This is a genomic window from Cupriavidus sp. UBA2010, from assembly GCF_002335265.1.
GTDB classification, from domain to species: domain Bacteria; phylum Pseudomonadota; class Gammaproteobacteria; order Burkholderiales; family Burkholderiaceae; genus Cupriavidus; species Cupriavidus metallidurans.
Genome location: NZ_DDCI01000010.1, coordinates 109,488 through 122,086 on the forward strand (window position 1 = coordinate 109,488; position 12,599 = coordinate 122,086).

Genomic DNA, 12,599 nt, shown 5'->3' on the forward strand with positions numbered 1-12,599 from the left:
CTCATCCGCCACTCATCCGCCACTTAACAAGCCACTTAGAGGCGCTATCAAAATGAAGCGAAGCGGTTCTGGCTAGGCGCGCGGCCGCAGACAGTACAAGTGGTACGGCAAGGCCGCGCAACGACGCCAGAATCATTTTGATAGTGCCTCTTAGGCGCCCTGCCCGCCTCCACGCAGCCATTTCTGGCCCTCGCGCGTGCCGGACGCTCGCGTCCTCTGAACCCGCTTGCGCCGCGCGGTCTTCGGGTCGGCAGTCAGCACACGATACACTTCCACGCGATCGCCCTGCCTTACCGGGGTATCCAGCGTCTTGAGCTTGCCGTAGACACCAACGCGCAGCGTGCTCGGATCAACCTCGGAACAGGCTTGCGTCAGGCCACTGGCCTCGATCGCACCGATGATCGTCGTCCCCGCGGGAACATCCAACTCCTTCAGGAACACGGTATCCGGCCGCGCGTAGCAAACGGACAGGCGCACCAGACCGCCCACCTCAGCCGTTGTTGGCGTTGTCGGCATAAACCACCTCGGCGCGTTTGACGAAGGCATCAACAAAGGTATTGGCGATCACGCTGAATACCGGCCCGATGATCTTCTCCAGAAAGACGCTGGAGAACTCGTAATGCAGGTGAAATTCGATCTTGCACGCATCCTCACGCAGCGGCGTGAAGCGCCAGGAGCCATTGAAGACCTTGAAAGGCCCGTCGGCGAACGTCATATCAATGCGGGACGGACGTTCCTGAGCATTACGCGTGTGGAAGAACTGCTTGATCCCTTTGAAATGAATATGGATCTTGGCATCGAGCAGCGTATCGGTCTGCTCGAACACCTCCACGCCGCCACACCACGGCAGAAACTTGGGATAGTCCTCCACGCGGGTGACCAGATCGTACATCTGTTCGGCCGAGTGGCCGAGCAGGACGGATTTATGGACGTCTGCCATGTATTCGGATTACAGGGCACCGGCGGGCTGGGCCGGGGCCGGGGCGTTTGCTAAAATCGCAATTTTAGCCGACAGCCGCGCGTACGGCACGTCCGGCGCCGCCGCACCCACCCCGGCTGACTTACGCTGTCGCCCAAGACCGGCGCGACAAATACCTTCAGGAACCACTTCCCGCATGACGATCGCTGACAACAAGAAGGCCTTTTTCGACTACTTCATCGAAGAGCGCTATGAGGCCGGGATCGTGCTCGAAGGCTGGGAGGTCAAGGCGATTCGCGCCGGGCGCGTGCAGATCAAGGAAGGCTACGTCGTGGTGCGCGACGCAGAGATGTTCCTGATCGGCGCCCATATCAGCCCGCTGCAAAGCGCCTCCACCCACATCAACCCGGACCCTGTGCGCACGCGCAAGCTGCTGCTGAAGGCCGACGAGATCAAAAAGCTGATCGGCAAGGTCGAGCAGCGCGGCTATACGTTGGTGCCGCTGAATCTGCACTACACGCGCGGCCGCGTCAAATGCGAGATCGGGCTGGCCAAGGGCAAGAAGCAGTTTGACAAGCGCGAAACAGAAAAGAACCGCGACTGGGATCGCGAGAAGGCTCGCATCATGAAGGGTGGCGTGAAGGAATGATGGCAGCGCCAGATAAGCCATAGACAAAAACGGAGGCATGAGCCTCCGTTTTTGTTTCTGCCGACCTACTACCTATTGGTCCCATGCGGCACTCAGACGGCCTTCTCCGTCTTCTGGCCCTTCACAATCTGCAGCGCGGACGCGATCATCGAACTCATCTCGCCAAGGTTGCCCGGCACGATCAATGTGTTGCCCTGCTTGGCCAGGTTGCCAAACGCCGCCACATACTCCTCCGCGACCTTGAGGCTGACTGCCTCGGAACCGCCCTCGCCCCGGATCGCGTGACCGATCTTCTCGATCGCCTGCGCATTTGCCTCGGCCACGGCCAGAATCGCGGACGCCTCACCTTGGGCCTTATTGATAGCCGCCTGCCTTTCACCCTCTGACTTCTGAATCGCCGCCTCGCGCGCGCCAGACGCCAGATTGATCTGCTCCTGCCGCTTGCCTTCCGATGCTGCAATCAGCGCGCGCTTTTCGCGCTCGGCAGTGATCTGCGCCTGCATGGCATGGAGAATTTCCTTGGGCGGCGTAAGATCCTTGATCTCGTAGCGCAACACCTTCACACCCCAGTTTGCCGCGGCCTCATCCAGCGCATTGACCACGCTGTGGTTGATGAACTCGCGCTCCTCGAAGGTTTTATCGAGTTCCAGCTTGCCGATCACCGAGCGCAGCGTGGTCTGTGACAGTTGCGTAATGGCCACCACGAAATTGCTCGAGCCATAGGACGCCTTCATCGGGTCGGTCACCTGGAAGTACAGCACACCATCGACCTGCAATTGCGTGTTGTCCTTCGTAATGCAAACCTGGCTCGGCACATCGAGCGGGATTTCCTTGAGGATGTGCTTGTAGGCCACTCGATCGATGAAAGGCACGACGACGGTGAGGCCTGGTGTCAGCGTGGCGTGATAGCGCCCCAGACGCTCCAGTACCCACGCGTGCTGCTGCGGCACGATCTTGACCGACTTCGCAATCAGCACGATGGCGGCAATGAGCAGGATCAGCGGAAACAAACCTAGCTGATAGGCAAGCATATATACGACTCCCTTCGAAAGGATTGACGACTGGGTAATGCGGAAGAAGTCAGGCCGTGTAGTGACGCGCCACGATCAACGTGGCTCCACGCACTTCGACAATGCGATAGCGGCCCGGTTTCGGCTCGGCGCCCGGTGCCAGCTCCACGGTCCAATCCGCGCCGCGGTAGGGCACGCGCGCGCGACGGGAATCGTCCCAGGCGGGCACTTCGAGTTCCTGACCGATATCGAGATTGACGTCCGGATTGGATGCGGCGTCGCGGCGCCTCAGCTTGCCAAAGCGCGTGCGGCGTAACAACAGGATGCCAATGATCGCAACCAGCGCGGCGGCGACGGTCTGTATTGGCTCATCAGCACCCAGCAGCGCAGCCACACCGCCTGCGGCAACCCCGAGGGCGATCATCAGCAAATAGAAGGTCCCCGTCGCCAGCTCCGCAATCACCAGCACGACCGCAACGGCAAACCAAAGGTAGTACGACGTCATCCCGCTCCTTTCCCGGAGGAAACAAGACACCCCACCCGCAAAAACAAAAACCCCCGCCAAACGCCTACGGCGTCTGCGGGGGCAGATGGAACACCTGCCGCAGGGCCGGTGTCACGCGGCACGCTGGCCGAGGGCCAAGCGCCGTCTATACGTGATCCTCTCTATTGTGACGCGAAATGCCTCACGAAGCCAGTTGCTGCCAGGTTTCGACCACTGAATCAGGATTCAGCGAGATCGACTTGATACCTTCATTGGCCAGCCAGACCGCGAAGTCCGGATGATCCGAGGGGCCCTGACCGCAGATGCCAACATACTTGTTCAGGCGCAGCGCTGTCGAAATGGCGCGCTGCAGCATGAAACGCACTGCCGGATCACGCTCGTCGAAGTCCTTCGCAAGCAGTTCCATGCCCGAGTCACGATCGAGACCCAGCGTCAGCTGCGTCAGGTCGTTCGAGCCGATCGAGAAACCGTCGAAGAACTGCAGGAACTCCTCGGCCAGGATCGCGTTGGACGGCACTTCGCACATCATGATGATGCGCAGACCGTTCTCACCGCGCTTCAGGCCGTGCTTGGCCAGCAGTTCGATCACGCGCTCGGCCTGGCCCAGCGTACGCACGAACGGCACCATGATCTCGACGTTGGTCAGGCCCATCTCGTCGCGCACGCGCTTCATGGCCTTGCATTCCATCTCGAACGCTTCGGCGAAGTCCTCGGAGATGTAGCGCGAAGCACCACGGAAGCCCAGCATCGGGTTCTCTTCGTCCGGCTCGTAGCGCGAACCGCCGATCAGCTTCTTGTACTCATTCGACTTGAAGTCCGACAGGCGCACGATCACGGGCTTCGGATAGAACGCGGCACCGATTGTCGCAATGCCTTCCGCCAGTTTGTCGACATAGAACGCACGCGGGCTGGCGTGGCCACGCGCCACCGATTCCACGGCCTTCTTCAGGTCGGCATCGACTTGCGGATAGTCGAGGATCGCCTTCGGGTGAACACCAATGTTGTTGTTGATGATGAACTCGAGGCGGGCCAGGCCGACGCCGTGGTTCGGAATCTGCGCGAAGTCGAACGCAAGCTGGGGATTGCCAACGTTCATCATGATCTTGGTCGCGATCTCGGGCATCTCGCCACGCTGGACCTCGGTCACTTCGGTTTCGAGCAGGCCATCGTAAATCCGGCCCTCGTCACCTTCGGCGCAAGACACCGTCACCAGCGTGCCATCCTTCAGCAAGTCGGTCGCATCGCCGCAACCCACAACAGCGGGCACGCCCAGTTCACGCGCGATGATCGCAGCGTGGCAGGTACGGCCACCACGGTTGGTCACGATTGCCGCAGCGCGCTTCATCACCGGCTCCCAGTTCGGGTCGGTCATGTCGGCCACCAGTACGTCACCAGGTTGCACGCGCTCCATCTCAGACGGATCGTTGATCACGCGCACCGGACCCGTACCGATCTTCTGGCCGATCGCACGACCGCTGGTCAGCACCGGCGCCGTGCCCTTGAGCTTGAAGCGCTGCTCGGCCTTGCCGGCCGACTGGCTCTTCACGGTCTCCGGGCGGGCCTGCAGGATGTAGATCTTGCCATCCTTGCCGTCCTTGCCCCACTCGATGTCCATCGGACGGCCGTAGTGCTTCTCGATGATCATTGCGTAACGCGCGAGTTCGGCCACGTCGTCATCGGTGATCGAATAGCGATTGCGCAGCTCAGGCGGCACGTCCACGGTCTTCACGCGGCCAGCTTCGCCCGGCTTCGTGAATTCCATCTTGATCAGCTTCGAACCGATCGAACGGCGGATGATCGGGTACTTGCCCGCTTGCAGCATCGGCTTAAAGACGTAGAACTCGTCCGGGTTCACCGCGCCCTGCACAACCGTTTCGCCCAGGCCGTAGCTCGACGTGATGAAGACCACATCGGGGAAGCCCGATTCGGTATCGATCGTGAACATCACGCCCGAGGACGCCAGATCCGAACGCACCATGCGCTGGACGCCGGCGGAGAGCGCCACCACGTCATGCGCAAAGCCCTTGTGCACGCGGTACGAGATAGCGCGGTCGTTGTAGAGCGAGGCGAACACGTGCTTGATCTTGTCCAGCACGTCGTCGATGCCGCTGACGTTGAGGTATGACTCCTGCTGGCCGGCGAACGATGCATCGGGCAAATCCTCGGCCGTGGCCGAGGAACGCACTGCGAACGATGCCTCGGCACCTTCGCGAGCCGACACGCGTGCGTAATGCTCGCGGATCTCCGCCTCCAGACGCGGCTGGAACGGCGCCGCGGCTACCCAGCCACGAATCTCGGCGCCGGCTTCCGCCAGGGCCTTGACGTCGTCGACGTTGAGCGTCTTCAGACGTTCGGAGATGCGGCTGGTCAGGTTGTTGTGCGCAAGAAAGTCGCGGAATGCGAGCGCGGTCGTGGCGAAACCGCCCGGAACGCGAACGCCGGCACCGGCGAGCTGGGAGATCATTTCCCCCAACGACGAGTTCTTGCCGCCGACAACTTCCACGTCCTGCATCCGTAGCTGCTCGAACGGCAGCACGTAGGCGCCGGTATCTACCTGGTTGGTCATAAAAGCCTCAAAACAAAGTAAGAAATCTTTTGCACCGACCGGCATATTGTTGGCGTTCTGTTCCCGGCGGATCGCTTGGCTGAGCAATTCCGTGTGCTATCGGCGGCACTGATGCTGCAGTGCACATTGTCGACAATCCGGCCTCAAATCGTTGCCTGGCCGGCATTGGCGGAATTGCTTAGCCAAAAGATCGCCGCTATTCTACCGTGCCGCATCGCACTTTCGCGTAGCCGCGGCTTCAAATAATTGTTCAGACATGTCCCTGCCCGAAACGCCTGAAGGCACACAACCGCTGGCGCAGCCCACGGCCGCCTCTGGCGCGACCGACGCCACCGCTCAGTCCGCTGAGGTCCCCGCCACGAATCGCCCTGCCGTGCGCACGGTCTTTATCGTGTCGGATGGCACCGGCATCACAGCCGAAACATTCAGCCATTCGATCCTGGCCCAGTTCGAGATGCGGTTCCGCAAAGTGCGTATGCCGTTTGTCGATACGCCCGAAAAGGCACATGTGGCCGTCGGCAAGATCAACGAGGCGTTCTATAACGAGGGCGTTCCGCCGATCGTGTTCACCACGCTGGTCAACGCCGAATCCAACAAGGCGATTCGCCGGGCCAAGGCGATGATCCTCGACATGTTCCAGACCTTCATCGAGCCACTCGAGAAGGAACTGGGCCTGAAATCCACCCATGCCATCGGCCGTTTCCACCAAAATGCGGACACCGAGGCTTATAAGAACCGTATCGAGGCGATCAACTTCTCGCTGGCGCACGACGACGGCCAGTCGCACAAGAACCTCGAAGACGCCGATGTGATCCTGGTTGGCGTGTCGCGCAGCGGCAAGACGCCGACCAGCCTGTATCTTGCGATGCAGTACGGCCTCAAGGCGGCGAACTATCCGCTGATTCCTGACGATTTCGAGCGAGGCCGCCTGCCCTCGGCGCTGTATGCATACAAGCAGAAGATCTTCGGCCTCTCCATCGATCCGCAACGTCTGACGGAAATCCGCAACGAGCGGCGTCCGGGCAGCAAGTACGCAGCCGTGGAGAACTGCCGCTACGAAGTCAATGAGGCGGAGTCGATGATGCGCCGTGAAGGCATCAAGTGGCTGTCGTCGACACACAAGTCGATCGAAGAGATTGCCACGACGATCCTCCAGGAAATCAAGGTCGATCGGGACAACTATTAATAGCGGTGGCGTTTTCAGAATCGCGCCCTATCGGCGCTGCACCGATAAGGGCACGATGAAGGCTGTTCCAACATGCCTGCATCGGATAGATGTTCTTCATGACAGCAGATCGTCAGCCCCTCCCGCCAAACCGGGCTGCAGGCCGGAAAGCGCCCAACGAACTGGCGTATTCGGGCTCTTCTCACGCCCTGAAGGCTGCGGGCCTGGTCTTCAGCGGCGTCGCACTGTCGTTGGCCGGAATCTTCGCCATCATCGAGTATTCGTCCAGCCATTCGCGGGCACTGATCGCTGCGGACATCAAGACCGTTTCAGCCGAAGTCAGGGCAATCAATACTCGGCTGGACTCCCATCAGGCTGCCACGGAGCAGCGATTCAATCGGGTCGAGCAGCGCCTCGACAAATTCGACGAGCGGTTCAAGCGGATTGACGATCGTTTCGAGAGCCTCGAGTCGAGGTTTGACTTGAAGCTCGAGCACCTCGAGACAAGATTCGATTCGAAACTGGAGCGCCTCGAAACCAGGCTCGACCAGAAACTCGACACCGTAGCGGATCTGCTACGTCAGTTGGTGTCCCAGAATGCAGATCAGCCCGCCGGCACCGGACAACCAGCTGCCTGGCGAGCCAGATAACTCAGCCCACCGCCAAGACACTTGGCGTCCGTGCTAACCGCCGCTAGCGCGGCGTTGCCGGACGGCTTCAAACAGGCAGACTGCCGTTGCGGCGGCCACATTCAGCGACTCCAATCCTCCAGGCTGCGGAATGCCAACCGTACGGGAAACATGCGCCATCCACTCGGGGCTGACTCCTCCCCCTTCATTGCCAACCACCCAGCCAACCGGCTGACGCAGATCTGTATCGAACACCGCCGCGTCCGCATGGGATGACGTCGCCAGTAACGGCACTGCCAGCCGGCTCTCAAGCATTTCAAGCGTGCAATGCTCGACGATATTCAAGTGGAAGTTCGCGCCCATACCGGCGCGCAACGTCTTGACCGACCACGCGAATGCGCAACCTTTGGTCAGGAACGCATGTGGAATGCCAGCGGCCGCAGCGCTTCGAAGAATCGAGCCTACGTTGCCCGCATCCTGCAGACCATCCAGAATGATGCAATCGGTATCGATGCTTGCCGGGAGATGGCCGGCCGGCGTATCGATCACCAGCATCAGGTCGACACCGTTGACCACACTGCTGATCTGCTCGAACAACGCATCAGCCAATACAACCAGCTTGTCCGAGTCGATCTTCTCGAGCAGCGCGCGCACCTCAGCGTGGTCATAATGGCGCTCGCTCACCACGCAGCTCGCGGGCTGCCCAAGCGCAGCCACATAGGCCTGCGCGAGATGGATGCCATCGAGCACGGACTGCCCCGCCTTGCGGCGCTGGTGCGTGGACCCCGTCAGGGCCTTCAACTGTTTGAACAGCGCGTTGTCGCGCGAAGTGACATGCTTCAAAGGTCTGCCTCAGAAAGGCGGCGCTTCGGACGACATGGTGCGCACCATGCCACGCTCAAGCACCTTGCGCACCGGCGCAAACGAACGCCGATGATGCGGCGTCGCGCCGAATTGTTCGAGCGCGGTGAAATGCTGTGGCGTCGGGTAGCCAAAGTGAGAGTCGAACCCGTACTCAGGGTACTCCTGGTGCAGCTTCAACAGTTCACGATCGCGCGCCACCTTCGCCAGGATCGAAGCCGCGGAAATTGCCCGTACCTTGGCATCACCCTTGACGATAGCCTCGACCGGGAACGCCACCTGCGGACAACGATTACCATCGACCTGCACGAGATCGGGGATGACACCGCTCGCGGCCAACCCCTGCACCGCCCGCTGCATCGCGAGCATCGATGCGTGAAGGATATTGATCGAATCGATCTCCTCAACCGACGCGGATGCGATATGCCATCCCAGCGCGTGTTCGCAGATGCGATCGAACAGTGCCTCGCGCTTTTCCGCACTGAGGATCTTCGAATCGGCCAAACCGCGGATTTGCCGCGCGGGATTCAACACCACAGCCGCAGCGTAAACGGGACCCGCCAAAGGGCCACGCCCAGCCTCATCGACCCCACACAAGCGCTGCACCACGGCAACGGTTTGAGTCAGTTCCAGGCCCAACTGGCTAGAAGCCGCAGCTTTCGTTCGCGCCATCAGACCACTCCACGGCTGCGCATCAGATCGACGACCACGCCGGCAGCCAGCTTCGCCGTGTCGCGCTTCAGGGTTTCGTGCATCGTCGTGAAATGCTGCCGCAGGAAGGCGATATTGCCCTCGTCATTGAGTTGCAGCAGCGTCTCGCGTGCCAACGCCTCCGGCGTCGCATCGTCCTGTAGCAGTTCGGGAACAACAAAGCGTCCCGACAGGATATTAGGCAGCCCGACATACGGCAGATAACCCTGCCGTTTCATGATCTGCGCCGTCAGCCAGGGCACCTTGTACGAGATCACCATGGGTTTCTTGTACAGCGCGGCCTCGAGCGTTGCCGTGCCACTTGCAAGCAGCACAACATCGGCGGACTCCATCGCAAGATGCGATTGGCCGTCAACTACGGTCAGGTCGATATCCGGATACTGCGCGTGCAAGCCAGCAACAATCTCCCGCAGCGGTGCGCTGGCAACAGGCAGCACGAAAGCGAGGTTGCCGTCCATGCGGTGCATACGGTCCATCGCGGCGAAGAACGTCGCGCCGAGGTTGCGCACCTCTGATTGTCGACTGCCAGGCAACACCGCCACGATTCGTTTGCCTTCCGGCAAATCCAGCTTCGCCCTCGCACCCGCAACGTCGGGCACCATCGGGATTACGTCAGCTAGCGGATGGCCGACGTAGGTTGCCGGAATGCCAGCCTTCGCATAGATCTCGGGCTCGAACGGGAACAGGCAGAGGATATGGTCTACGGCCCGCGCTATCGTGCGGATGCGGCCTCCACGCCAGGCCCAGATCGACGGGCTGACAAAATGGACAACCGGAATGCCCGCGCGGCGCAGCGGCACTTCCAGACCGAAGTTGAAATCGGGAGCGTCGACGCCGATAAAGCATAGCGGCGGTCGCGCCAGCAATTGCTCGCGAATCTCACGCCGCGTGGCCAGAATTTCGCGTAGCGAGCCCAGTACCTCGACATAGCCATTGACCGATAGCGTTTCCATCGGCCAATGCGAGACAAATCCCTGCGCCATCATGCGATGGCCACCGATACCGGCGTAATCCACCGATTCGCCAAGCCTCGCACGCAGGCCTTCCAGCAGCAGCGAAGCAAGCAAGTCGCCAGATGCCTCACCGGCAACCATGGCGATACTACCTCGCTTGTTCCCATTAGCACCCGCATCGGCGGGAAGCACGGCCTGCACGGTGTCGACCATGTCGCGCCGGAATCAGCGAACGATACCGCGCTGGGTCGCGGCCAGGAACTCCACGAACGCCTGCAGCGGCACAGCGGTAGTGGCGTCTACCTGACCGAGCATCGCCGTGATTTCCGCCCGCGCATCGTCGAAACTCAGATCAGACTTGTACAACAACTTGTACGCCTGACGCAGCGCCGCGATCTGCCCGGCATCGAATCCGCGACGACGCAGACCTTCGACGTTGATGCCGTGCGGGGTCGCCTTGTTGCCATTCTTGTCGCTGGCCGCGATAACGAAGGGCGGCACGTCCTGCACCAATGCCGAAGCACCGCCAAGCATCGCATGAGCACCGATGCGGACGTACTGGTGCACGCCGCTCATGCCGCCCAGAATTGCCCAGTCCCCGACTTCCACGTGGCCGGCGATCTGCGCGTTACTGGAGAACACCGTGTGGTTGCCCACAGAGCAGTCGTGCGCGATGTGCACGTAGGCCATGATCCAGTTGTCGTTACCGAGACTGGTCACGCCGCGATCCTGCACGGTGCCCGTATGGATCGTCGTGAATTCGCGAATCGTGTTGCGATCGCCGATCACGAGCTGCGTCGGCTCGTTGGCGTACTTCATATCCTGCGGCACACCGCCCACGGAGGCATACGGACCAATGCGGTTACCTGCGCCGATCGTGGTGTGGCCTTCGACCGTGGTATGGGAACCGATCCGCGTGCCGCTACCGATCCGCACATTCGGGCCGACGATCGAAAACGGGCCGACGGTAACATCGTCAGCCAGTTCCGCCTTCGGATCGACTAGTGCGGTAGGATGGATTTGCGTCATACGTGCTGTCCTGTGGTCTGTTCTGCTTGGGGTCCGTGCTCAGCCTTCGGCTTGCTTCACGGTGCACATCAGTTCGGCCTCGCAGGCCACCTCACCGTCCACGGTCGCGCTGGCCTTGAACTTCCAGATACCGCGGATGTAGCGCTCCACGGTCACGTTCAGGTGAAGCTGATCGCCCGGATACACCACGCGCTTGAAGCGCGCGCCGTCGATCCCGACGAAGTAATACAACGCACCTTCCTTGCGTTCCATATCGGCGCCAAACGTCAGAAGACCTGCGGACTGAGCCAGCGCCTCGAGGATCATGACGCCCGGCATCACGGGTTGGTCCGGGAAGTGGCCCATGAAGTACGGTTCGTTGATCGTCACGTTCTTCAGCGTCTTGATCCGCTTCTGCGGTTCGAACTCGAGCACACGGTCGACCAGCAGGATCGGATACCGATGCGGCAGCAACTTCAGGATCTTGCGGATATCGATTTCGGATGCGGTCATGATGATTTCTCTTCGTCTTGTTTGTTCTGTGCGGGGGCGTTGTTTTCACCGCGCAGCCTGCGTTCCAGTTGCACGACACGTTCGCGCAGCTTTGACAAGCCACGTACGATTGCCGCGTTTCGCTCCCATTCGCCATGCGACGTGAACGGGAACACGCTCGTGTAATGCCCACCGGGTTTAGTAATCGATTTGGTAATCGACGTACCGCCGGACACTGTGGTCCGGTCAGCGATATTCAAATGGCCAGAAAAGTTGGCCGCGCCGCCGATCACGCAGAACCGGCCAATCTTCGTGCTGCCCGAAACCGCAGCCGTTCCCGCGATAACGGTGTGCGCCCCCACGTGCACGTTATGCGCGATCTGCACCTGGTTGTCGATCTTGCAACCGTCCTCGATCACCGTGTCAGCCATCGCGCCACGATCCACGGCCGTATTGGCGCCAATCTCCACGTCGTTGCCGAGCACCGCGCGCCCCACCTGGGGAATCTTGACGTACTCGACACCCGTCGGCCCGATATCCGGCGCAAAACCAAAGCCATCTGCGCCGATCACCGCCCCGCTATGCAGGATGTTGCGCGCGCCAATCACGCAACGATGATATACAGAAACATTGGCGTAGATGAGCGTATCTTCGCCGATCTCCGCGCTTGCGCCGATAAAGGCATTTGCGAGGATCCGAACACGCTCGCCGAGCCGGGCACCGGACTCGATCACCACGTTGGGGCCGATAAAACACGATGCCGGGACCACCGCATCGGGCGCCACGCTGGCACGGGGATCGATCCCAGTCCGTGAATCGGCATTAGCGGCGCGGTCGAAGCGCTGCGCAACACGGGCAAAGCAGACGTAGGGATTGCGTGCCACCAGCCAATTGCGCCGTTCGGCTTGCCCTTCCGCACGAATGCGCTCAAGGTCTGCCGGTGACACGATGACGGCGCCTGCGGCCGAGGCGAGCGCCTGTGGCAAATACAGCGGATTGGAGAGGAAAGACAGGTCGCCGGGACCAGCCTGGTCTAGCGGCGCCAGGCCGACTACGGCCAGGTCGGGATCACCCACAACCTGCGCGCCGTTCTCGGTGGCGAGCTGACCCAGTGTGGGTGTCTTCATGGCA

The 12,599-nt window shown here is 60.9% G+C and carries 14 protein-coding genes; 3 read left to right on the plus strand and 11 right to left on the minus strand.

The window, feature by feature from the left end; genetic code table 11:
- Positions 1–150: 150 nt before the first annotated feature.
- Together B2246_RS06035 and B2246_RS06040 are read right to left on the minus strand one after the other, a co-directional pair.
- A complete protein-coding gene (locus tag B2246_RS06035) occupies positions 151–516 on the minus strand; it encodes an RnfH family protein (RefSeq protein WP_008652067.1) in 366 nt (121 codons plus the stop codon).
- The gene (locus B2246_RS06040) at positions 491–940 is read right to left on the minus strand and encodes a type II toxin-antitoxin system RatA family toxin (RefSeq protein WP_008652066.1); all 450 of its coding nucleotides are present in this window, start codon (positions 938–940) and stop codon (positions 491–493) included. The genes B2246_RS06035 and B2246_RS06040 overlap by 26 nt, the downstream gene beginning before the upstream one ends.
- Positions 941–1,115: 175 nt before the next feature.
- Here B2246_RS06040 and smpB point away from each other — a divergent pair, with 175 nt between their 5' ends.
- The gene (gene smpB / locus B2246_RS06045; protein ID WP_008652065.1) at positions 1,116–1,568 is read left to right on the plus strand and encodes an SsrA-binding protein SmpB; all 453 of its coding nucleotides are present in this window, start codon (positions 1,116–1,118) and stop codon (positions 1,566–1,568) included.
- Between the two features lie 92 nt (positions 1,569–1,660).
- Here the strand turns inward: smpB and B2246_RS06050 are convergent, their stop codons facing one another.
- The 3 genes from B2246_RS06050 to ppsA form a co-directional block, all read right to left on the minus strand.
- Entirely contained in the window at positions 1,661–2,599 is a 939-nt protein-coding gene (locus B2246_RS06050; RefSeq protein WP_035882034.1) for an SPFH domain-containing protein, read from the minus strand.
- A gap of 49 nt (positions 2,600–2,648) precedes the next feature.
- Positions 2,649–3,083, minus strand: coding sequence for an NfeD family protein (locus tag B2246_RS06055; protein ID WP_035882033.1), 435 nt, complete (start codon positions 3,081–3,083; stop codon positions 2,649–2,651).
- Between the two features lie 181 nt (positions 3,084–3,264).
- Positions 3,265–5,649, minus strand: coding sequence for a phosphoenolpyruvate synthase (gene ppsA / locus B2246_RS06060; protein ID WP_008652062.1), 2,385 nt, complete (start codon positions 5,647–5,649; stop codon positions 3,265–3,267).
- 256 nt (positions 5,650–5,905) lie between these two features.
- On the opposite strand from ppsA, the gene ppsR reads away from it, so the two are divergent.
- Both ppsR and B2246_RS06070 read left to right on the plus strand, forming a co-directional pair.
- A complete protein-coding gene (gene ppsR, locus B2246_RS06065) occupies positions 5,906–6,835 on the plus strand; it encodes a posphoenolpyruvate synthetase regulatory kinase/phosphorylase PpsR (RefSeq protein ID WP_008652060.1) in 930 nt (309 codons plus the stop codon).
- 98 nt (positions 6,836–6,933) lie between these two features.
- Positions 6,934–7,464, plus strand: coding sequence for a hypothetical protein (locus B2246_RS06070; protein WP_234818982.1), 531 nt, complete (start codon positions 6,934–6,936; stop codon positions 7,462–7,464).
- Between the two features lie 33 nt (positions 7,465–7,497).
- On the opposite strand, the gene B2246_RS06075 is transcribed toward B2246_RS06070, so the two are convergent.
- The 6 genes from B2246_RS06075 to lpxD are packed head-to-tail and all read right to left on the minus strand — an operon-like array spanning position 7,498 to position 12,595.
- On the minus strand, positions 7,498–8,286 hold the full coding sequence (locus tag B2246_RS06075) for a TrmH family RNA methyltransferase (protein WP_008652058.1): 789 nt from the start codon (positions 8,284–8,286) through the stop codon (positions 7,498–7,500).
- Positions 8,287–8,295: 9 nt separating this feature from the next.
- Positions 8,296–8,976, minus strand: a complete 681-nt coding sequence (gene rnhB, locus B2246_RS06080) for a ribonuclease HII (protein WP_008652057.1) — start codon at positions 8,974–8,976, stop codon at positions 8,296–8,298.
- Positions 8,976–10,181: a lipid-A-disaccharide synthase gene (gene lpxB / locus B2246_RS06085; RefSeq protein ID WP_008652055.1), complete on the minus strand. Its 1,206-nt coding sequence runs from the start codon at positions 10,179–10,181 to the stop codon at positions 8,976–8,978. Before lpxB ends, rnhB begins: the two co-directional genes overlap by 1 nt.
- 12 nt (positions 10,182–10,193) lie before the next feature.
- Positions 10,194–10,997: an acyl-ACP--UDP-N-acetylglucosamine O-acyltransferase gene (gene lpxA, locus B2246_RS06090; protein ID WP_008652054.1), complete on the minus strand. Its 804-nt coding sequence runs from the start codon at positions 10,995–10,997 to the stop codon at positions 10,194–10,196.
- Between the two features lie 39 nt (positions 10,998–11,036).
- On the minus strand, positions 11,037–11,489 hold the full coding sequence (gene fabZ / locus B2246_RS06095; protein ID WP_008652053.1) for a 3-hydroxyacyl-ACP dehydratase FabZ: 453 nt from the start codon (positions 11,487–11,489) through the stop codon (positions 11,037–11,039).
- Positions 11,486–12,595: a UDP-3-O-(3-hydroxymyristoyl)glucosamine N-acyltransferase gene (lpxD, locus tag B2246_RS06100; RefSeq protein ID WP_008652052.1), complete on the minus strand. Its 1,110-nt coding sequence runs from the start codon at positions 12,593–12,595 to the stop codon at positions 11,486–11,488. Before lpxD ends, fabZ begins: the two co-directional genes overlap by 4 nt.
- Between the last annotated feature and the right edge of the window lie 4 nt (positions 12,596–12,599).

Bases quoted from the DNA above. Each gene is read 5' to 3' on its own strand.
- B2246_RS06035 (WP_008652067.1), bottom strand. From the start codon at position 516: ATGCCGACAACGCCAACAACGGCTGAGGTGGGCGGTCTGGTGCGCCTG.
- B2246_RS06040 (WP_008652066.1), bottom strand. From the start codon at position 940: ATGGCAGACGTCCATAAATCCGTCCTGCTCGGCCACTCGGCCGAACAG.
- smpB (WP_008652065.1), top strand. From the start codon at position 1,116: ATGACGATCGCTGACAACAAGAAGGCCTTTTTCGACTACTTCATCGAA.
- B2246_RS06050 (WP_035882034.1), bottom strand. From the start codon at position 2,599: ATGCTTGCCTATCAGCTAGGTTTGTTTCCGCTGATCCTGCTCATTGCC.
- B2246_RS06055 (WP_035882033.1), bottom strand. From the start codon at position 3,083: ATGACGTCGTACTACCTTTGGTTTGCCGTTGCGGTCGTGCTGGTGATT.
- ppsA (WP_008652062.1), bottom strand. From the start codon at position 5,649: ATGACCAACCAGGTAGATACCGGCGCCTACGTGCTGCCGTTCGAGCAG.
- ppsR (WP_008652060.1), top strand. From the start codon at position 5,906: ATGTCCCTGCCCGAAACGCCTGAAGGCACACAACCGCTGGCGCAGCCC.
- B2246_RS06070 (WP_234818982.1), top strand. From the start codon at position 6,934: ATGACAGCAGATCGTCAGCCCCTCCCGCCAAACCGGGCTGCAGGCCGG.
- rnhB (WP_008652057.1), bottom strand. From the start codon at position 8,976: ATGGCGCGAACGAAAGCTGCGGCTTCTAGCCAGTTGGGCCTGGAACTG.
- lpxB (WP_008652055.1), bottom strand. From the start codon at position 10,181: ATGGTCGACACCGTGCAGGCCGTGCTTCCCGCCGATGCGGGTGCTAAT.
- lpxA (WP_008652054.1), bottom strand. From the start codon at position 10,997: ATGACGCAAATCCATCCTACCGCACTAGTCGATCCGAAGGCGGAACTG.
- fabZ (WP_008652053.1), bottom strand. From the start codon at position 11,489: ATGACCGCATCCGAAATCGATATCCGCAAGATCCTGAAGTTGCTGCCG.
- lpxD (WP_008652052.1), bottom strand. From the start codon at position 12,595: ATGAAGACACCCACACTGGGTCAGCTCGCCACCGAGAACGGCGCGCAG.